The organism is Streptococcus sp. SR1 (genome assembly GCF_000526075.1).
Lineage (GTDB): Bacteria > Bacillota > Bacilli > Lactobacillales > Streptococcaceae > Streptococcus > Streptococcus halitosis.
Genome location: NZ_JATR01000015.1, coordinates 1 through 19,997 on the forward strand (window position 1 = coordinate 1; position 19,997 = coordinate 19,997).

17 protein-coding genes are annotated in these 19,997 nt (G+C 36.7%); 12 read left to right on the forward strand and 5 right to left on the reverse strand.

What is annotated here, in order from left to right:
* Window positions 1–104: 104 nt before the first annotated feature.
* Window positions 105–647, reverse strand: coding sequence for a TetR/AcrR family transcriptional regulator (locus tag HMPREF1518_RS05015; RefSeq protein WP_000665084.1), 543 nt, complete (start codon window positions 645–647; stop codon window positions 105–107).
* Between the two features lie 128 nt (window positions 648–775).
* Here HMPREF1518_RS05015 and HMPREF1518_RS05020 point away from each other — a divergent pair, with 128 nt between their 5' ends.
* Window positions 776–3,430 carry a YhgE/Pip domain-containing protein gene (locus HMPREF1518_RS05020; RefSeq protein WP_033584609.1) on the forward strand — a complete coding sequence of 885 codons (2,655 nt, stop codon included), beginning with the start codon at window positions 776–778 and terminating at the stop codon, window positions 3,428–3,430.
* A 21-nt stretch (window positions 3,431–3,451) separates the two neighbouring features.
* On the opposite strand, the gene HMPREF1518_RS05025 is transcribed toward HMPREF1518_RS05020, so the two are convergent.
* Window positions 3,452–6,004: a YfhO family protein gene (locus HMPREF1518_RS05025; RefSeq protein ID WP_033584611.1), complete on the reverse strand. Its 2,553-nt coding sequence runs from the start codon at window positions 6,002–6,004 to the stop codon at window positions 3,452–3,454.
* Between the two features lie 61 nt (window positions 6,005–6,065).
* On the reverse strand, window positions 6,066–7,688 hold the full coding sequence (locus HMPREF1518_RS05030) for an ATP-binding cassette domain-containing protein (protein ID WP_000958793.1): 1,623 nt from the start codon (window positions 7,686–7,688) through the stop codon (window positions 6,066–6,068).
* Between the two features lie 195 nt (window positions 7,689–7,883).
* Here HMPREF1518_RS05030 and trpS point away from each other — a divergent pair, with 195 nt between their 5' ends.
* Together trpS and guaB are read left to right on the forward strand one after the other, a co-directional pair.
* Window positions 7,884–8,912 (forward strand): tryptophan--tRNA ligase, encoded by a 1,029-nt coding sequence (trpS, locus tag HMPREF1518_RS05035; RefSeq protein WP_033584613.1) that lies wholly within the window; start codon window positions 7,884–7,886, stop codon window positions 8,910–8,912.
* Between the two features lie 159 nt (window positions 8,913–9,071).
* A complete protein-coding gene (gene guaB, locus HMPREF1518_RS05040; protein WP_033584615.1) occupies window positions 9,072–10,550 on the forward strand; it encodes an IMP dehydrogenase in 1,479 nt (492 codons plus the stop codon).
* 55 nt (window positions 10,551–10,605) lie between these two features.
* Here the strand turns inward: guaB and recF are convergent, their stop codons facing one another.
* Together recF and yaaA are read right to left on the reverse strand one after the other, a co-directional pair.
* Entirely contained in the window at window positions 10,606–11,697 is a 1,092-nt protein-coding gene (recF, locus tag HMPREF1518_RS05045; protein WP_033584616.1) for a DNA replication/repair protein RecF, read from the reverse strand.
* A gap of 2 nt (window positions 11,698–11,699) precedes the next feature.
* Window positions 11,700–12,068 carry a S4 domain-containing protein YaaA gene (gene yaaA, locus HMPREF1518_RS05050; protein WP_033584618.1) on the reverse strand — a complete coding sequence of 123 codons (369 nt, stop codon included), beginning with the start codon at window positions 12,066–12,068 and terminating at the stop codon, window positions 11,700–11,702.
* A 160-nt stretch (window positions 12,069–12,228) separates the two neighbouring features.
* Between yaaA and yfmF the strand changes: the two genes are divergently transcribed.
* From yfmF to mreD, 9 genes are read left to right on the forward strand one after another with little or no spacing between them, the layout of a single operon-like run.
* Window positions 12,229–13,479, forward strand: a complete 1,251-nt coding sequence (gene yfmF / locus HMPREF1518_RS05055; protein ID WP_033584620.1) for an EF-P 5-aminopentanol modification-associated protein YfmF — start codon at window positions 12,229–12,231, stop codon at window positions 13,477–13,479.
* Window positions 13,476–14,759: an EF-P 5-aminopentanol modification-associated protein YfmH gene (yfmH, locus tag HMPREF1518_RS05060; RefSeq protein WP_033584622.1), complete on the forward strand. Its 1,284-nt coding sequence runs from the start codon at window positions 13,476–13,478 to the stop codon at window positions 14,757–14,759. Before yfmF ends, yfmH begins: the two co-directional genes overlap by 4 nt.
* Window positions 14,760–14,794: 35 nt before the next feature.
* Window positions 14,795–15,616, forward strand: a complete 822-nt coding sequence (rodZ, locus tag HMPREF1518_RS05065; RefSeq protein ID WP_033584624.1) for a cytoskeleton protein RodZ — start codon at window positions 14,795–14,797, stop codon at window positions 15,614–15,616.
* 10 nt (window positions 15,617–15,626) lie between these two features.
* Window positions 15,627–16,172, forward strand: coding sequence for a CDP-diacylglycerol--glycerol-3-phosphate 3-phosphatidyltransferase (gene pgsA / locus HMPREF1518_RS05070; protein WP_000712151.1), 546 nt, complete (start codon window positions 15,627–15,629; stop codon window positions 16,170–16,172).
* Complete coding sequence (locus HMPREF1518_RS05075) at window positions 16,169–16,996, forward strand: energy-coupling factor ABC transporter ATP-binding protein (RefSeq protein ID WP_033584626.1); 828 nt, start codon at window positions 16,169–16,171, stop codon at window positions 16,994–16,996. Before pgsA ends, HMPREF1518_RS05075 begins: the two co-directional genes overlap by 4 nt.
* On the forward strand, window positions 16,981–17,820 hold the full coding sequence (locus tag HMPREF1518_RS05080) for an energy-coupling factor transporter ATPase (RefSeq protein ID WP_033584628.1): 840 nt from the start codon (window positions 16,981–16,983) through the stop codon (window positions 17,818–17,820). The genes HMPREF1518_RS05075 and HMPREF1518_RS05080 overlap by 16 nt, the downstream gene beginning before the upstream one ends.
* The gene (locus HMPREF1518_RS05085) at window positions 17,813–18,607 is read left to right on the forward strand and encodes an energy-coupling factor transporter transmembrane component T family protein (RefSeq protein WP_033584631.1); all 795 of its coding nucleotides are present in this window, start codon (window positions 17,813–17,815) and stop codon (window positions 18,605–18,607) included. Before HMPREF1518_RS05080 ends, HMPREF1518_RS05085 begins: the two co-directional genes overlap by 8 nt.
* A 60-nt stretch (window positions 18,608–18,667) precedes the next feature.
* Complete coding sequence (mreC, locus tag HMPREF1518_RS05090; RefSeq protein ID WP_001078968.1) at window positions 18,668–19,483, forward strand: rod shape-determining protein MreC; 816 nt, start codon at window positions 18,668–18,670, stop codon at window positions 19,481–19,483.
* A gap of 2 nt (window positions 19,484–19,485) precedes the next feature.
* Window positions 19,486–19,980: a rod shape-determining protein MreD gene (mreD, locus tag HMPREF1518_RS05095; protein WP_033584633.1), complete on the forward strand. Its 495-nt coding sequence runs from the start codon at window positions 19,486–19,488 to the stop codon at window positions 19,978–19,980.
* The last annotated feature ends 17 nt before the right edge of the window (window positions 19,981–19,997 follow it).

Genomic DNA, 19,997 nt, shown 5'->3' on the forward strand with positions numbered 1-19,997 from the left:
GCTCAGTTGGTAGTAGCGCATGACTGTTAATCATGATGTCGTAGGTTCGAGTCCTACTGGCGGAGTTAGATAAAAAGAACACCAGATGGTGTTCTTTTTTGTTCTTAGTTGGCATCACCTAGCATTTTCATAAGGAAGTCTGTCATTTCTTGCGGACTTTCTTTTTTTCCACGAGCAATCCAAGTTTGACAAACTCCAAATAGGGCATTTGTCAGATAAATGCTGCTATATTCTAATTCAATTGAATTTAGTTGTAGTTGCATAAAGCGCTTCTGAAGATCTGTGCTCAGCATGATATGAAGCTTATTTCTTAAGAAATTTTGGATTTCTTTGGTACCATTTTCAGATAAAAGAGCAGCTAATAATGGTTCAGATTCTAAATAGTCAAATACTTCTAAAATGGCATCTTTTTTATGATGAGCATGTTTTTGGAAGATATACTCAAATGTATGAAATAACTTACTTTGATAGTGTTCAATCATATCATACTTATCCTTGTAATGGGTATAGAAGCTAGAACGACTAATTCCAGCTTTTTCTGCTAATTTAATTGTAGTAATTTGATCGAAGGGGTGATCCATCAATAATTGAACCATGGCATTTTCAATATTTCTCTTTGTTTTTAATCGTTTGTTACTTTCTTTCATAGTTTCTCCTTTTGAACAATTTAGACTATATGTCTAAAAAAATATTTTTTATCTTGTAATTTAGATTTTTTAATGTATAATCTATTATATCAAAAATTTAGACAATATGTTTAAAAAAAGGAGGAAATATGTTTAAAGAATGGAAAGCAATTTTTAAAAAACCGACATTCATTATTGTAATGATAGGGATTTCTCTTATTCCAGCTTTATACAATATCATATTTTTATCGTCAATGTGGGATCCATATGGTCAAGTATCGGAGTTACCTGTAGCAGTTGTTAATAATGATAAGGAAGCTTCTTATAATGGAAATACAATGGCTATAGGAAAAGACATGGTGTCTAATTTAAAAGAAAATAAGACTTTGGATTTTCATTTTGTCAATGAAGAAGAGGGGAAAAAGGGGTTAGATGATGGCGAATACTATATGGTAGTGACTTTACCAAGTGATTTATCTGAAAAAGCTACTTCGATCCTAACAAATCACCCTGAACAGATGCAAATTGATTATCAAACTTCAAGCGGTCGTAGCTTTATTGCAAGTAAGATGAGTGATTCTGCAATGACACAATTAAAACAAACCGTCTCTACGAATGTAACTGAAACATATACCAAGGCACTATTTCAAAAAATGAGTGACTTGAAGTCTGGGATAAATAAAGCAGCTGATGGAAGTGAACAACTGGCTGATGGGACTAATCAGTTAGCAAAAGGAAGTCAAACATTGACGACAAATCTCAATACTCTAGCTAACTCAAGTGTAACTTTTTCAAATGGTGCTAATCAATTTACAAAAGGATTGTCTGCCTATGTATCTGCCATAGAGCAATTACATCTTGGTTTAGGAACTTTTAATAGTGGTTTACAAAGTTATACAAATGCAGTTTCACAGGTTGACACTGGACTTGGTCAATTGGCCTCAAGAACTCCTGAGTTGGTGACAGGTGTAAATCAGCTGAATACAGGTATAAAGACCTATACAGGTGGAGTTTCACAACTCAATTCAGGTCTCAGTAAATTTTCGGTTGGTGCCAATGCCTATACAAGCGGAGTTGACAAATTATCTGTTGGTACAAACCAACTATCAAGTCAATCAGATACATTGAGAGACGGTATTACTCAATTAAATAAAGGAATCAAAAAAATATCCACACAATTAAATACTTTATCTCAACAGAAAGAGGATATAACACAGTTAGCAAGCAGTTTAGATGAGTTGAATAAGGCTCTCCAATCAGTTACAGTTTCAGATAATACTGATCTTAAAAATACAATATCTAATGACTTAACAAATATAACGACTCTTGCTCAAACTATTGTGACTAATAGTCAAGCAGAGCAAGAGAAAGCTCTTACAAATCTTCAAGCAACAGCAACTTATCAATCTCTCACTGAAACTCAGAAAAAAGAATTGACTGAAGCTGTTTCAAATAATTCTAATTCTACGATAGAGTCAGCAAAAGCAATTTTAACGACGGCAGGAGATTTAAAAGAAAATTTAGGAAGTATAAACCAACCAGTCTCTAATCTTTCTACTTTACAGACTAAAGCAAATCAACTTTTACCTATAGCGTCTAGTTCCTTGACATCTATGTCAAGTGGATTTACACAGTTGCAAAATGCTGTAGATAATCAGTTAGTTCCCGGAAGTCAATCAATTGAAAATGGAGTTAATGCGTATACTAAAGGATTGGATACTATTTCTTTAGGTGTAAATCAACTAAGTGAAAAGAATACAAGTTTAACAACAAGTTTGGATCAATTGGTTTCTGGCTCAACCAAGTTGACAGAAAACTCTTCAAAATTGACAACTGGTTTGGATACTCTAGCTGGGAAAACTCCAGAATTAGTAACAGGTATAGAAAGCTTGTCAACTGGTTCTGCCCAATTGAACAATAAGAGTCCAGAGCTGATAGCAGGTCTTACTACATTACAATTTGGCTCTGGTCAATTAACAGATAAATCAACACAGTTACTTTCTGCAGCATCTCAACTAGGAAGTGGCGCTATGAAGATTGCAGATGGTGCTGGAAAACTAGCAGATGGTGGAACAACCTTAACCTCTAGTCTTGAAAATTTACAGACAGGAGTTGATTCATTAGGACAAGGATTAGGTAATGCAAATACTCAACTTAAATCAGCTTCGACAGAATCTAAAAATGCAGAAACATTATCTGATCCTCTAGTTCTCTCAAAAACAGACAATGACCAAGTTCCTGTAAATGGGATTGCCATGGCTCCTTATATGATATCAGTTGCTCTTTTTGTTGCTGCTATATCTACCAATATGATTTTTGCTAAGTTGCCTTCTGGACGTCATCCAGAGAGTCGTTGGGCTTGGTTGAAGTCTCGCTCTGAAATAAATGGGATTATAGCTGTCTTAGCAGGTGTTTTAGTTTATGGAGGTGTCCATCTTATTGGATTGACTTCGAACCATGAGATGAGGACCTTGATTCTAATTATAATCACAAGTTTAGCTTTCATGTCTATGGTGACAGCTTTAACAACTTGGAATAGCCGTATAGGAGCTTTCTTCTCTCTTATTTTACTTTTATTACAGTTAGCATCAAGTGCAGGAACTTATCCCCTTGCTTTGACAAATGATTTCTTTAAAGGTGTCAATCCATGGTTACCAATGAGTTACTCAGTATCAGGCTTACGACAAACAATCTCTATGACAGGAAATATTCATCATCAAGTGATTTTCCTTATTATAACTCTAGCTTTATTTACTGCTTTAGGTATGCTAGCTTATCAACCTAAGAAAATGGAAGAAGATTAAAAAGATTGGCCAAGGAATTGGTCAATCTTTTTCTGTCTTAGATAAATTTCGTCTGTGATTATAGATTCCAAAAAGAAGAAGGGCAGTTACTGAGCAGACTGCTCCAATAACAAAACCATTGGGGATAAAGGAAAGTGTAATAGTGCCTTTTCCCTCTGGAACATCAACTTTCATAAAACCAGTCTGAGCCTGCTTGATTTCAAGTTTTTTCCCATCTTGGTATGCAGACCAACCTTTGTCATAAGGAATAGTGAAGAAAATAGAGGTATCTTGTTTTACTTCATATGTAGCAAAGACTTTATTTTTAGAGGTGGATACTTCTACAGGTTGTTCTTTAATCTTTTGAATTGCCTCAGTAAGAGCCTGAGTATCTAAACGATAGAAGGTTGGAGATTCAAAGGACACCTGAGAATTTCCAGGGAAACTAACACTGATATTGAAAGTTTTTTGTTCTTCAGTATAACCCAAATTAAAGAAATTAAATGCATTGTCAGTTGTAAAAGTCTTTTTTTCTCCATTGACAATGATGTCAACTTTCTTTTGCTTATCGTTTGTAAAATGAAGATTTGAAAAAGAGAGATAGACTTGGCTATTTTGAGGAACCTCAATTTGATAATCAATCTTTGCATCTTCATTCGCAGAACCTGTGATACTTGTTAAACCTTCAGAATTATCTGTTTTATCATATGCTATTTGGGAGAAGTAATCTAAGTTGAGATTAGCAAGCTGGTTTATAAATAAAGCCTGATTATCCAGAGTGTGATTATTAAAGTTTACATCTGTGTAAATAGATTGAGTGGCAAAGGCAATGGGTAAAGAGAGTTGATTTTTATATAAGGTTAAATGATCCTTTTGATAAATCTCTTGAAAGCCATACTTATCAAGTGAAGTTTCAGAAATATTGTACTGGATTCCAAATAAACTATCTGCTAAAAGACTGTTATTAGCATAACGGAGATTGAGGTTAGTTCCAGAGGATTTGAATCCAAGTTTATCCAAACTAGTGCTAGCTGAACGATTTCGTACAGACGAAAATTGAGAGATTCCATTGTAGTTAAATTTCATACTGTCATTTCCAGTCTGAATTTGCAGTTTTTCAGTACGTGTAAATGGATTGTCAATTTGATTTAGAATGGATTCCATAGCGGTGATATCTCTATTATAGGCGCTACGAGAAGCAAAGGCCCATTCTTTAGCTATTCCTTCCATTTGAGATGATGCATTTAAGCTTATCTCAGCTGTTATAAATAAAGACAAAAGAATTGCAAATAGATTTACAGAGATAAATTTTCTAATGACTGCAAGAAGTAAAAGAGCATAAACTAGAAGAAATTCAAGAGTGAGTAGGATATTCAAATCAGTTAAAAAAGAATAGTGTGATTTAAAATAGACAGTAGCCAAAAATCCTGTTAGTACAAGAAAAAGTGAGACAAATAGATTCCAGAGCTTCAGTTCTTTCAGACGGTTTAAGACTTCTGCTGCAGTATAAATTAACAGAGTAGAAAAAATCCAAGCATAGCGATGCAAAAACATATTCGGGGTATGCATCCCTTGCCAAAATAAATCAAGTGCTTCTATATAAAAACTTATTATTAAAAAAGTAAAGAAAATTGCATAGGTAAGTTTCACGTGAAACCTTATGGATTTTATTGTGAAAAATAGAATAGTCAAAATAAAAGGAAGCAATCCAACAAAAATCATTGGTATAGATCCATATTTAGTTGTATCAAAAGATCCAATGAATTGTTTTGCAAAAATATCCAAATACCAGCTACTATCTGTCTTTAATTTTGTGATGGCAGTCAACTTCTCTCCATGAGTTTGTAAATCAAACAGTGTAGGAAGAGTCATAATCAAACTAGCCATTCCAGCTAAAAAGGAGGTAACAACAAAATCAAGAAAAGATGATTTTCGAGTTTTAAAGTCCCAAGAAATTTGGCAGAGATACCAGAAAATAAGAAACAATGCTGTCATATACCCAAAATAATAATTTTGAATAAATAAGATTGACAAACTTGTAAAGTATAGTAGGCGCTTCTTTTGTGTTATAAGTAGGTGTAAACCAGTTATAATTAAAGGAATCAAGATAAAAACATCTAGCCAGGTTTTAATCTCTAACTGACTGACAGTGAAGCTCATTAAAGCATAGGAAGTAGATAATGCAAGTTTTAAAAATTTTGGGATATCTTTAAATAATCTAGTCAAACTAAAGAAGGTTGACAGACCAATCAATCCAAATTTTAAGAGAGTGGTTAGATAGACAGCATCTGGCATATTCGACAGATTAAAAAAGTAAACTATGGGTGAAAGAAAGCTACCCAAGTAATAACTAGATAGAGCATAGAAATTCAGTCCGAGGCCACTTGTAAAGGTGTAAAACAAACTGCCATTTCCATGCAGAATATTTCGTAAAGCTACATCAAAAATAACGTATTGATGGAAACCGTCTCCTAATAGTGGAGATGCATCGCTATTCCAGTAGATACCTTGAGTTAAGTATACTCCAGTCATAATTACTAAAGGAATGATGAAAGAAACAAAATAGGTCCAATATGTTTTAAAAAATGATTTCATGTTACCTCGTAGAATGATAGAAAACTCAGTTGGTTACCCCAACTGAGTTTTGAAGTCTTATTTAATCTTTCCAAAGTTCTTTAACTTTTGCTTGTACTTCTGCATTTTCTAGGAATTCATCGTAGGTTTCATCAATACGATCAATGACGCCATTCTTAGACAAAACAATGATATGGTTTGCCAAAGTTTGGATAAACTCGTGGTCATGACTAGCAAAGATGATTGATTCTTTAAAGTTTTTCAATCCATCGTTCAAGCTTGAGATAGATTCCAAGTCCAAGTGATTTGTTGGATCATCAAGTACAAGGACATTTGATTTCAAGAGCATGAGTTTTGAAAGCATGACACGTACTTTTTCTCCCCCTGACAAGACGTTTACAGGTTTGTTAACCTCATCACCAGAGAAGAGCATACGACCAAGGAAACCACGTAGGAAGGTATTGTCATCTTCTTCTTTACTTGCAAATTGACGCAACCAGTCAAGGATTGACTCTCCTCCTGCAAAATCAGCCGAGTTGTCTTTTGGCAAGTAAGAACGGCTAGTAGTAACTCCCCACTTGACAGTTCCTTCATAGTCGATGTCACCCATAATTGCACGAATTAATGCAGTCGTTTGGATGTCATTTTGTCCAATAAGAGCAGTCTTGTCACCTGGACGCAAGATGAAACTAATATTGTCTAGGATAGTTTCGCCATCAATCTTTACAGTTAAATTTTCTACTGTCAAGAGATCATTACCAATCTCACGTTCTGCTTTAAAGTTGATAAATGGATATTTACGACTAGATGGCACAATCTCTTCTAATTCAATCTTGTCAAGCATTTTTTTACGAGACGTTGCTTGTCTTGATTTAGAAGCATTAGCAGAGAATCGAGCAACGAATTCTTGCAATTGCTTAATTTTTTCTTCTGCCTTGGCATTACGGTCTGCTAGCAATTTAGCAGCAAGCTCAGAAGATTCCTTCCAGAAGTCGTAGTTTCCGACATAGAGTTTGATTTTTCCAAAGTCAAGGTCGGCCATATGAGTACACACTTTGTTTAAGAAGTGACGGTCGTGGGATACTACGATAACGGTGTTATCAAAGTCAATCAAGAAGTCTTCTAGCCAAGTAATAGATTGGATGTCCAACCCGTTGGTCGGCTCGTCCAAGAGAAGAACATCTGGTTTGCCAAAAAGTGCTTTGGCAAGGAGAACCTTCACTTTTTCACCATTGGCCAATTCGCTCATGTTTTGATAGTGCAATTCTTCTGGAATGTTTAGGTTTTGAAGTAGTTGAGACGCTTCACTTTCTGCTTCCCAACCTCCAAGTTCAGCAAATTCACCTTCGAGTTCGGCTGCACGAACACCATCTTCATCTGAAAAATCTTCCTTCATGTAAATGGCATCTTTTTCTTTCATGATGTTGTAAAGTTTTTCATTTCCCATAATGACGACATCAATAACTCGTTCATCTTCATAGTCAAAATGATTTTGACGGAGAACAGAGAGACGTTCATCTGGACCAAGAGAGATGTGACCAGTTGTTGGCTCGATATCACCAGCTAAGATTTTTAAGAATGTAGACTTCCCAGCACCATTAGCACCAATCAATCCGTATGTATTTCCTTCTGTAAATTTGATATTGACATCATCAAAAAGTTTGCGATCACTAAAACGTAGTGAAACATCAGATACTGTAAGCAATGTTTTTCTCCTATAATATGTAATATATTTATTCTACTAGAAAAGAGAGAAATATTCAAATTTTTGTTTGTCAATTTTATGTCAATTAAGTTTACAGGTCTATTTACAATGAGTTAGTTGTTTGATTTTAATAATTTTCTGTTATTTTAACAAAAAAATGCTATAATTGAAGAGACCATTTTGAAGGAGAAAAAAATGACGAAACCCATTATTTTAACAGGAGATCGCCCAACAGGAAAACTGCATATTGGACATTATGTTGGGAGTCTTAAAAATAGAGTATTACTGCAGGAAGAAGACAAGTATGAGATGTTTGTTTTTTTGGCGGACCAACAAGCATTGACAGATCACGCCAAAGATCCTCAAACGATTGTAGAATCAATTGGGAATGTTGCCTTGGATTATCTAGCAGTTGGATTGGATCCAAGTAAATCAACTATCTTTATTCAAAGTCAGATTCCAGAGTTAGCTGAACTGTCTATGTACTATATGAATTTGGTGTCACTAGCACGTTTAGAGCGCAATCCTACAGTGAAAACAGAGATCGCTCAGAAAGGGTTTGGAGAAAGTATTCCGACAGGATTTTTAGTTTATCCGATTGCGCAAGCAGCAGATATTACTGCCTTCAAGGCTAATTATGTTCCTGTTGGGACAGATCAGAAACCAATGATTGAGCAAACTCGCGAGATTGTTCGTTCCTTTAATCATGCTTATAATTGTGAGGTCTTGGTGGAGCCGGAAGGTATTTATCCAGAAAATGAGAGAGCAGGGCGTTTGCCTGGTTTAGATGGAAATGCTAAAATGTCTAAATCCCTTAATAATGGTATTTATCTAGCTGATGATGCAGATACTTTGCGTAAAAAAGTCATGAGTATGTATACTGATCCGGACCATATTCGAGTAGAGGATCCAGGTAAGATTGAAGGAAATATGGTTTTCCATTATCTAGATGTGTTTGGTCGTCCAGAAGATGCTCAAGAAATTGCGGATATGAAAGAACATTATCAACGTGGTGGTCTTGGTGATGTAAAGACGAAACGTTATCTACTTGAAATATTAGAACGCGAACTTGGTCCTATTCGTGAGCGCCGTATCGAATTTGCTAAGGATATGGGAGAAGTGTACAATATGCTTCAAAAAGGTAGTGAGAAAGCGCGTGAGGTTGCGGGGCAAACTCTATCTGAAGTTAAGGGAGCAATGGGACTAAATTATTTTAAATTATAGATAAAATATGAATCGTAAAACTATCTCTTCCATAGGATCACAGGGATAGTTTTTTTATGATTTCTACCATAAATATAATTGACAAATTTTCATAGAATGGTATGATAGATACAATACAAAAAGAGTCAAGCTCAAAAAGAAAGAAAAGAGGAAACTTCAATGTCTAATTGGGATACTAAATTTTTGAAAAAAGGTTTTACCTTTGATGATGTATTGCTCATTCCAGCAGAAAGTCATGTGTTGCCTAATGATGCAGATTTAACAACAAAATTGGCAGATAATCTGACTTTAAATATCCCAATTATAACAGCCGCCATGGATACAGTCACAGAAAGTCAAATGGCTATTGCCATTTCTCGTGCAGGTGGTCTTGGAGTAATCCATAAAAATATGTCTATTGCGCAACAGGCAGATGAAGTTCGCAAGGTAAAACGTTCTGAAAATGGTGTTATTATTGATCCATTCTTCTTGACTCCAGAACACACTATTGCTGAAGCAGATGAACTGATGGGACGTTACCGTATCAGTGGTGTTCCAGTTGTAGAGACACTTGAAAATCGTAAATTGGTTGGTATTCTAACAAACCGAGATCTTCGCTTTATTTCAGATTACAATCAGCCAATCTCAAACCACATGACCAGTGAAAATCTTGTTACTGCTCCTGTTGGTACAGATCTTGCAACAGCTGAGAGCATTCTTCAAGAACACCGTATTGAAAAACTTCCTTTAGTTGATGAAGAAGGTCGTCTTTCTGGCTTGATTACTATTAAAGACATTGAAAAAGTGATTGAATTTCCAAATGCTGCCAAAGATGAGTTTGGTCGTCTCTTAGTTGCAGGTGCAGTAGGTGTTACTTCAGATACATTTGAACGTGCCGAAGCCCTTTTTGAAGCAGGTGCTGACGCAATTGTTATTGATACTGCCCATGGTCACTCTGCTGGTGTTCTACGTAAAATTGCTGAAATTCGTGCTCACTTCCCAGACCGCACTTTGATTGCGGGTAATATTGCCACTGCAGAAGGTGCGCGTGCTCTTTACGAAGCAGGTGTAGATGTTGTCAAAGTTGGAATTGGACCAGGTTCTATCTGTACCACTCGTGTGATTGCAGGGGTTGGTGTACCACAAGTTACAGCAATCTATGATGCAGCAGCTGTTGCGCGTGAATATGGAAAAACGATCATTGCTGACGGTGGAATCAAGTATTCTGGAGATATTGTAAAAGCCCTTGCTGCAGGTGGAAATGCTGTTATGCTTGGATCAATGTTTGCTGGAACAGACGAAGCACCAGGTGAAACTGAAATCTTCCAAGGACGTAAATTCAAGACTTACCGTGGTATGGGATCAATCGCAGCAATGAAGAAAGGTTCAAGCGATCGTTACTTCCAAGGTTCTGTCAATGAAGCAAACAAACTTGTTCCAGAAGGAATTGAAGGTCGTGTTGCTTATAAAGGAGCGGTAGCTGATATTGTCTTCCAAATGATTGGTGGTATCCGCTCTGGTATGGGTTACTGTGGTGCAGCTAACCTTAAAGAACTACACGATAATGCTCAATTTATTGAAATGTCTGGTGCTGGTTTGAAAGAAAGCCACCCTCATGATGTACAAATTACTAATGAGGCACCAAATTATTCTATGTAAAAGAGATAAAAAGAACTCCCGTGAAAACAGGAGTTCTTTTACAATATTGTCAATTTTAGTTTACAGCAACTTTACCATCCTGAATAGTGAAGATACTTAGATTTTCTGGTAGGTTTTGAAGATGGTCTAAGCTTGTTGTTGTGATAAAGGTTTGGATTGACTGAGAAATCGTTTCTAATAATTTTAGTTGTCTAGTGTTGTCAAGCTCGCTCATAACATCGTCAAGCAATAATATCGGGGATTCTGTAGTAATACTTTCCATTAGTTCGATTTCTGCTAATTTTATAGACAGGACGAGACTACGATGTTGGCCTTGGCTTCCAAAACTAGCATCCATCCCATTTATATAAAAAGAAATATCATCTCGATGAGGACCAACACCAGTATTCTTTTTAAATAAATCTCTGGATCTACTTTTTTCTAAAGCGATTTCAAAAGAATTCGTTAGCTGTTCTTCATCAGTGAAGTTGACAGATGATTGATAAAATATTGACAACTCTTCTAATTGATTTGAAATTTCTAAGTGTTTTTTTTGACCAAATTTCTCTAACTCTTTAATGAATTTTATCCGATGCTTTATGACGCGACAACCGTATTCTACTAACTGATCATCTAAGACTGACAGAAATGTTTCGTCAATCTTTTGGCTGGATTTTAGGTAGGTATTTCTTTGTTTGAGTATATGGTTATAGTTTGATAGGTCTGACAAGTAGATTGGTTTAATTTGTCCCAGTTCAATGTCTATAAATTTTCGACGAACAGAGGGGGCCCCTTTAATTAACTGGAGATCTTCAGGTGCAAAGAGGACCACATTCATATGTCCGATGTAGTCTGAGAGGCGAGCTTGCTTTAAGTGATTGACTTTAGTCACACGCCCTTTTGGCGTTAAATCAATTTCTAGAGGAATAGAACCTGTTTTTTTCTGTAGCAAGCCAGAAAGATGGAGTTGCTCGTCATCAAAATGAATGAGATTTTTATCTGTCCGAGTCCGATGACTACGTGTCAAGGCCAAGAAATAGATTGCTTCTAGAATATTGGTTTTTCCTTGTGCATTTTGACCTAGAAAGATATTTAATTTTGGATTGAAATCAATTTTTGCCTCTTTATAGTTTCGAAAGGTTTTAATTGTTAAATGTTGGAGCCACATAGTTATCTTCCTGGAAAACGTGGAGCTTGTTTGGTCTTAGGTGATGAAGAAGTTTTTTGTTTTTCTTTCTTGACACCTTTATTCATCTCTTTGACAAGTTTAGCAATTCGCTCTTTCTCAATCTTGTCTGCTTGATATTCTTCTTGCTCTTTTAAACTTGGTTGTGTCAAGGTGATGTCAACCTTTAAATCAGGAATGTCAATTGTATCTCCAATACGGATTTTTTTCCCACGTCTACTTTCTAACTCACCATTAAAGTAAACTTGATGCTCTATTAAAAAGGCTTTGATAGCACCGCCGCTTTGTATAATTCCAAGCTCTTTTAGGAGGGCTTGGAGCGTGATAAATTCTTCAAATAATTTGTATTCCATAATTCACCTCAATCTTTGGTATTATACCATATTTTCATCGAAATAGCTGAAGGAAAGTCAGTTGAAATGAAAACGGTTTTACTCTTTAAAGCTATAAAGAGAACAAGAAAAATTTTGATTTTCGTGGTATAATAGAACTCTATATGTAAGGAGGTAAGGTATGGAATTGGTGCCTGGAATTTCAGCACATTTTGTTCAATCCAAAAAGTTTAAAACAAATAAAATTACTATTCGTTTTACTGCTCCCTTATCTCTTGAGACAATAGCAGGACGCATGTTAAGTGCAAGTATGTTGGAGACGGCAAATCAAGCTTACCCAACATCACAAGCATTTCGCAGATACTTGGCAAGTTTATATGGAACAGATATTTCTACAGGTGCTTATCGTAGGGGACAGGCACATATTCTTGATCTAACATTTACCTATGTGAGAGATGATTTTTTAAGTAAAAAGAATGTCTTGACTTCTCAAATTTTGGAATTGGTGAAACAGACTTTATTTTCCCCCTTAGTTCAAGATGGTGCTTTTGAGCCAGCCTTATTTAAAATTGAAAAAAAACAATTATTGGCTAGTTTAGCTACTGATATGGATGATTCATTTTATTTTGCTCATAAGGAGTTGGATAGCTTGTTCTTCCATGATGAGCGTCTTCAATTGAGATACAGTGATTTACGAAATAGCATTTCAAATGAGTCTCCGGAAAGTAGCTACACGTGCTTTCAAAATGCTCTGAAGAATGATTGTATTGATTTCTTTTTCTTAGGTGATTTCAACGAAGTAGAAATTACAGAATCACTGAAGTCATTACCCTTTACAGCTAGAGAGAACGGCGTCACTATCCAGTACCATCAATCTTATTCGAATGTTCTACGAGAAGGAATGTTTCAGAGGAATGTTGGGCAATCTATTTTGGAATTAGGCTATCATTCTCCTGTAGAATATGGTGATGATGAGCATTTGCCCATGCTTGTTATGAATGGTCTGTTGGGTGAATTCGCACATTCGAAACTCTTTACAAATGTTCGTGAAAATGCTGGAATAGCCTATTCAGTCTCTAGTCAATTGGATTTGTTTAGTGGTCTGTTAAGGATGTATGCGGGTATTGATAGAGAAAATCGAAATCAGGCTAGAAAAATGATGAATCATCAATTGCTAGATCTGAAAAAGGGTAACTTTACAGATTTTGAACTTGAACAAACCAAGGAGATGATTCGACGATCTTTGTTGATGGCTCAAGATAATCAACAGACCCTGGTTGAAAGAGCCTATTTGAATGCTCTATTGGGGAAATCAAGCTTTGATATTGATCGATTGGTGGCAAAATTAGAGAGTGTTGATAAAGAAGCTGTATGTAAAGTTGCCAACAGTTTGAAGTTACAAGCGATTTACTTTATGGAAGGAGTAGAATGACAAAGGTTACTTTTGAAGAAAAATACTATCCTGCTGTAAAGGAAACAGTCTACAAAACACAATTGTCAAATGGATTGACAGTTTCTTTACTCCATAAGCAAGATTTCAATGAGGTTTATGGGATTGTAACGGTTCAATTTGGTTCTGTAGATGCAACTTATACAAGCTTGGAAAAAGGTTTACGTCATCATCCAGCAGGAATTGCACATTTTCTTGAACATAAATTGTTTGAAAGAGAAAATTCTGAGGATATGATGGCAGCTTTTACTCGATTAGGTGCGGACAGTAATGCCTTTACAAGCTTTACTAAGACCAGCTATCTTTTTTCAACAATTGACCATCTATTAGAGAATTTAGATATGCTAAATGAGTTAGTCGGAGATGTTCATTTTACAGAAGAGTCTGTTTTGAGGGAACAGGCTATTATCCAGCAAGAACGAGAGATGTACCAAGACGATCCAGACTCACGTTTATTTTTTGCAACATTAGCCAACCTTTATCCTGATACTCCTTTAGCAACAGATATTGTTGGAAGTGAAAAATCAATTTCTGAGATTCAGGTTTCAAATTTAAAAGAGAACTTTACAGAGTTTTACAAACCTGTCAACATGTCATTGTTTTTAGCTGGAAATATTGATGTAAAAGTTGTAGAGGAATACTTTTCGAAAAAGGAAAAGAAGACTTTAGAACAGTTTACAGTTACAAAAGAGAAACTACCCTTGCAGCCTGTGAAGCAAACAGATAGTCTTCGGATGGAAGTTTCTTCACCCAAACTTGCTGTTGCGATTAGAGGTAATGGGCAAATAATAGAAGCTGAGTCTTATCGTTACAATATTTTATTGAAAATACTATTTACGATGATGTTTGGCTGGACCTCAGATCGTTTTCAAAGGTTATATGAGTCTGGGAAGTTAGATGCGTCATTGTCACTTGAGGTTGAAGTCAACAGTCGCTTTCATTTTGTGATATTGACAATGGATACCAAAGAGCCTGTTTCTCTGTCGCATCAATTTCGGAAAGCGATTCGTCAGTTTAGTAGTGATACGGATATTACAGAGGAACATTTAGATCTTGTTAAGAGTGAGATGTTTGGGGAGTTTTTCAGTAGCATGAACTCCTTGGAATTTATTGCAACTCAATACGATCCGATGGATCGCGGAGAAACAATTTTTGATTTTCCAAAAATTTTACAGGAAATTACTTTGGAAGATGTTCTAGAAGCTGGACATCGTTTGATTGATGATGGTGATTTAGTTGATTTTACCATCTTTCCAGCTTAAAAGATGACTAATACTAGAAAGAAGGAATGATACGTATGAGAAAAAAAACAATTGGCGAGGTTCTACGTTTAGCTAGAATTAACCAGGGATTGAGTTTGGAAGAATTACAGGAAAAAACTGAAATTCAGTTGCATTTTCTAGAGGCCATGGAGGCTGATGATTTCGATTTACTTCCTAGTACCTTCTACGCTCGTTCTTTTTTAAGAAAATATGCCTGGGCAGTAGAGTTGGATGAGAGAATTGTTTTGGACGCCTATGATTCAGGTAGTATGATCACTTATGAAGAGGTTGATGTTGATGAAGAAGACTTGTCTGGTCGCAGACGATCAAATAAGAAAAAAACGTCTTATCTTCCTTTGTTTTATTTCGTTCTATTTGCTTTGTCGATTTTAATTTTTGTGACTTACTATGTTTGGAACTACATCCAAACTCAGCCAAGTCCTTCTTCAGCTAATTATAGCGTTGTGAACTCAACTAGTTCAACAACCTCATCTAGTTCATCTTCTAGTAGTCAGACGTCTAGCTCGTCTTCTACTACGGAATCAACTATTACAGTGTCAGGCGAAGGAAACCGCATTGAAGCTCTCTATAAAACGAGTAAGGAAACAGCTACTGTTCAGCTGGCAGTTTCAGATACGACTAGCTGGGTTAGTGTTTCGGGAAGTGAGTTGGAAGGTGGTGTGACACTATCCGCAGACAATAAGAATGCAAAAACAACAGTTTCAACGAAAGATTCTGTAACTATTACTTTGGGTGTGGTAAAGGGAGTTACTGTGACTGTGGACAATCAAACGATTGATACTTCGAAGCTGACAACTCAGACTGGAACTGTGACACTTACATTTACTACAGATTAAGGAAAAATCAATGAAAAAAGAACAAATTCCTAATGTATTAACTATTGGTAGAATTCTCTTTATACCTCTCTTTATTCTTATTTTGACTTTGGGCCATTCACAAGGCAGTCATTTGCTAGCAGCGATCATCTTTGCAGTTGCTAGTATAACGGATTATCTCGATGGCTACCTTGCTCGTAAATGGAATGTAGTCAGCAATTTTGGAAAATTTGCTGATCCGATGGCCGATAAGCTGTTGGTTATGTCAGCTTTCATCATGTTGATTGAGTTAGGTATGGCTCCAGCTTGGGTTGTTGCTATTATCGTCTGTCGTGAACTTGCGGTGACAGGCTTACGCTTGTTGCTTGTTGAGACTGGAGGGACAGTTCTAGCAGCAGCGATGCCAGGGAAAATCAAGACCTTTAGTCAGATGTTTGCCATTATCTTTTTGCTCTTACATTGGAATTTAATTGGTCAACTGTTGCTTTATATCGCTTTGTTTTTCACTATCTACTCTGGCTATGATTATTTTAAGGGTAGCGCTCATGTATTCAAAGGGACATTTGGTTCGAAATGAAATCGATTATTGAAGTAAAAAATCTGTCTTTTCGTTACAAGGAAGACCAGGAACATTATGACGTTAATAATGTCTCGTTTCACGTGAAACGGGGAGAATGGCTTTCGATTGTAGGTCATAATGGGAGTGGGAAATCGACAACTATCCGTTTGCTTGATGGCTTGCTTGAAGCAGAGTCTGGGGAAATCTGGATAGATGGGCAGTTGTTGTCCTCTGAGAATGTTTGGGACTTACGCCGTCAAATTGGTATGGTTTTTCAAAATCCAGATAACCAATTTGTGGGGGCAACTGTTGAAGATGATGTCGCCTTTGGCTTAGAAAATCAGGGACTTCCTCGTGAAGAAATGAAGAGGAGAGTGTCTGAATCTTTGGAGTTGGTAGGGATGCTGGACTTTAAGAAGAGAGAACCAGCTCGTTTATCTGGTGGACAAAAACAACGGGTGGCTATTGCAGGAGTTGTTGCCCTGAGGCCAGCTATTTTAATTCTGGATGAGGCTACAAGTATGTTGGATCCCGAGGGCCGCAGAGAACTGATTCAGACAGTTCAAGAGATCCGAAAAGACCACCAGATGACAGTCGTCTCCATTACACATGACTTGGAAGAAGTTGCGATGAGTGACCGTGTCTTGGTCATGAAAAAAGGCCAAGTGGAGTCAACCAGCAGCCCAAGAGAACTTTTTTCTCGGGATGACCTTGACCAGATAGGGTTAGATGAGCCTTTTACTAATCAATTGAGAGGATCTTTGAGAGAGGCTGGCTATCAGTTGCCGGATAGCTATTTGACAGAAGGAGAGCTAGAGGACAAGCTATGGGAATTACTCTAGAAAATGTGAGCTTTACTTATCAAGAGGGGACTCCCCTATCTTCATCAGCCTTGACTGATGTTTCTTTGACGATTGAGGATGGTTCCTATACAGCTTTAGTAGGGCACACAGGTAGTGGGAAATCAACGATTTTACAGCTTTTAAATGGCCTATTGGTACCAAGTAAGGGTTCTGTTCGAGTTTTCGATACCGTCATTACCCCTACATCAACAAATAAAGAAATTCGTCAGATTCGAAAGCAAGTTGGTCTAGTGTTTCAATTTGCTGAAAATCAGATTTTCGAAGAGACTGTTTTGAAAGATGTTGCATTTGGACCGCAAAATTTTGGAGTTTCTGAGGAAGAGGCCAAGAAAATTGCGCGTGAAAAGTTAGCCTTGGTAGGCATTGATGAGTCACTTTTTGAGCGCAGTCCTTTTGAACTTTCGGGTGGCCAGATGAGACGTGTGGCTATAGCAGGTATGCTAGCCATGGAGCCAACTGTCCTGGTTTTGGATGAGCCAACAGCAGGGCTAGATCCTCTGGGCAGAAAAGAATTGATGACCTTGTTTAAAAAACTCCACCTTTCTGGAATGACAATCGTTCTGGTAACGCATTTGATGGATGACGTAGCTACGTATGCTGATCAGGTCTATGTTATGGAAAAGGGGCGTTTAGTCAAAAGTGGTAAACCGAGCGAAGTTTTCCAAGATGTAGCCTCTATGGAAAAAGTACAGTTAGGTGTGCCTAAAATAACAGCCTTTTGTAAACGTTTGGCAGATAGGGGTGTAGCTTTTAAAAAACTGCCAATCAAGATAGAGGAGTTTAAGGAGTCGCTAAATGGATAGTATGATTTTAGGGCGTTATATACCGGGGGATTCCATCATTCATCGTTTGGATCCACGTAGTAAATTGCTTGCCATGATTCTGCTGATTTTGATTGTATTTTGGGCCAATAATCCTCTCACCAATCTCATTTTGTTTATAGCGACAGGTATATTTATCGCTTTGTCAGGCGTTTCCCTCTCATTTTTCATTCAGGGATTAAAATCCATGTTCTTCTTGATTGCTTTTACGACTCTTTTTCAGCTCTTTTTCATTTCAAGTGGAAATGTCCTATTTGAGTTTTCTTTTATAAGAATAACGGATTATGCTTTGCAACAAGCGGGAATCATTTTCTGTCGTTTTGTGTTAATTATTTTCTTTTCAACCTTGCTAACCTTAACGACCATGCCTTTGAGTCTGGCAGCCGCAGTTGAAGCTCTTTTAGCACCGCTGAAACGCGTGAAAGTTCCCGTTCATGAAATTGGTCTGATGTTATCAATGAGTTTGCGTTTTGTTCCAACTTTGATGGATGACACGACGAGAATTATGAATGCTCAAAAAGCTCGTGGAGTTGATTTTGGCGAGGGAAGCATCGTTCAAAAAGTAAAGGCTATGATTCCAATTTTAATTCCTCTTTTTGCGACGAGCTTAAAGCGTGCAGATTCATTGGCAATAGCCATGGAAGCGCGTGGTTATCAGGGAGGAAAGGGTAGAAGTCAGTATAGACAATTGAGATGGAGTCAAAAGGATACACTGGCAATTCTTGTGATTTTGGTACTGGGATGTTTCTTATTTTTCTTAAAATCTTAGCAGGTTTGTAGGATTGATAAGAAGCTCACTGTAGCAGATTTTTAGTATAAAGGTAGGAATATGAACCGTTTTAAAAAATCAAAATATCTAATCATCGTTTTTGTCACAGTTCTGGCAGTTTCTGTACTATTAGTGACAACCTATTCAAGCGCTATCGTGACAAAACTAGGAGATGGGATTTCCTTAGTAGATAGAATTGTCCAAAAACCCTTTCAGTGGTTTGATACTTTCAAATCAGATTTGGGACATTTGACGCAGACTTACAATGAAAACGAAAGCTTAAAAAAGCAACTCTACAAACTAGAAGTGGAGTCTAATCAATCAGAAAGTTTAAAAAATGAAAATGAACAACTACGTCAGTTGCTGGATATGAAGTCAAAATTGCAGGCTACAAAAAACTTAGCAGCAGATGTGATTACGCGCTCACCGGTATTTTGGAAGCAAGAGTTAACGATAGATGCAGGAAGTTCAAAGGGTGCTTCTGAAAATATGTTGGCCATTGCAAACGGGGGCTTGATTGGCAGTGTTTCAAAAGTGGAGGATCATTCAACAACGATCAACCTATTGACAAACACCGAAAATTCAGACAAAATTTCCGTTAAAATCTTGCATGGTTCTACTGAAATTTACGGAATTATCGTTGGTTATGACAAAGAAACCGAACTTCTTAAAATTAGTCAATTAAACAGTAACAACGACATTAGTGCCGGAGATAGGGTGACTACAGGGGGGCTTGGAAACTTTAATGTTAAGGATATTCCTGTTGGAGAGGTTGTTGCTACAACTCATAGCAGTGATTATCTAACACGAGAGGTAACAGTAAAGTTAAGTGCTGATACTAAAGATCTTCATGTGGTAGAGTTAGTGGGGAATTAGCAATGAGACTGTTAAAACAAGTTGGTATTTTCTTTTTACTTCCTTTTCTTGTGCTAATTGATGCACATATTGGTCAATTAGTAGAATCCTTTTATCCACATTTTCACTTAGCAAGTCATTTCCTGTTTTTATTTCTCTTGTTTGAGACAATTGAGGTATCAGAATACTTCTATTTAGCTTATTGCTGTATAGCAGGTTTGGTGTACGATATCTATTTTTTCCACTCGATAGGAATTGCGACACTTTTATTTATCTTGATAGGTGCCTCACTTCACAAGTTTAATAGTGTAACTTTGTTGAACCGTTGGACGAGAATGTTAACAATAGTTGTGATGAGCTTCCTATTTGATATGGGTAGTTATCTTCTGGCCCTTGCTATAGGACTGACAGTAGAATCAATGCCAGTTTTCATTGTTTACAGCCTTGTCCCATCAATGATTTTAAACTTTTTATGGATGCTTATTTTCCAATATATTTTTGAAAAATATTATCTATAAGAAAGAAATAAAAATGT

What these genes read in the sequence shown, in the direction of transcription:
- HMPREF1518_RS05015 (WP_000665084.1), bottom strand. Translation starts at nt 647, where the DNA reads ATGAAAGAAAGTAACAAACGATTAAAAACAAAGAGAAATATTGAAAAT.
- HMPREF1518_RS05020 (WP_033584609.1), top strand. Translation starts at nt 776, where the DNA reads ATGTTTAAAGAATGGAAAGCAATTTTTAAAAAACCGACATTCATTATT.
- HMPREF1518_RS05025 (WP_033584611.1), bottom strand. Translation starts at nt 6,004, where the DNA reads ATGAAATCATTTTTTAAAACATATTGGACCTATTTTGTTTCTTTCATC.
- trpS (WP_033584613.1), top strand. Translation starts at nt 7,884, where the DNA reads ATGACGAAACCCATTATTTTAACAGGAGATCGCCCAACAGGAAAACTG.
- guaB (WP_033584615.1), top strand. Translation starts at nt 9,072, where the DNA reads ATGTCTAATTGGGATACTAAATTTTTGAAAAAAGGTTTTACCTTTGAT.
- recF (WP_033584616.1), bottom strand. Translation starts at nt 11,697, where the DNA reads ATGTGGCTCCAACATTTAACAATTAAAACCTTTCGAAACTATAAAGAG.
- yaaA (WP_033584618.1), bottom strand. Translation starts at nt 12,068, where the DNA reads ATGGAATACAAATTATTTGAAGAATTTATCACGCTCCAAGCCCTCCTA.
- yfmF (WP_033584620.1), top strand. Translation starts at nt 12,229, where the DNA reads ATGGAATTGGTGCCTGGAATTTCAGCACATTTTGTTCAATCCAAAAAG.
- yfmH (WP_033584622.1), top strand. Translation starts at nt 13,476, where the DNA reads ATGACAAAGGTTACTTTTGAAGAAAAATACTATCCTGCTGTAAAGGAA.
- rodZ (WP_033584624.1), top strand. Translation starts at nt 14,795, where the DNA reads ATGAGAAAAAAAACAATTGGCGAGGTTCTACGTTTAGCTAGAATTAAC.
- pgsA (WP_000712151.1), top strand. Translation starts at nt 15,627, where the DNA reads ATGAAAAAAGAACAAATTCCTAATGTATTAACTATTGGTAGAATTCTC.
- HMPREF1518_RS05075 (WP_033584626.1), top strand. Translation starts at nt 16,169, where the DNA reads ATGAAATCGATTATTGAAGTAAAAAATCTGTCTTTTCGTTACAAGGAA.
- HMPREF1518_RS05080 (WP_033584628.1), top strand. Translation starts at nt 16,981, where the DNA reads ATGGGAATTACTCTAGAAAATGTGAGCTTTACTTATCAAGAGGGGACT.
- HMPREF1518_RS05085 (WP_033584631.1), top strand. Translation starts at nt 17,813, where the DNA reads ATGGATAGTATGATTTTAGGGCGTTATATACCGGGGGATTCCATCATT.
- mreC (WP_001078968.1), top strand. Translation starts at nt 18,668, where the DNA reads ATGAACCGTTTTAAAAAATCAAAATATCTAATCATCGTTTTTGTCACA.
- mreD (WP_033584633.1), top strand. Translation starts at nt 19,486, where the DNA reads ATGAGACTGTTAAAACAAGTTGGTATTTTCTTTTTACTTCCTTTTCTT.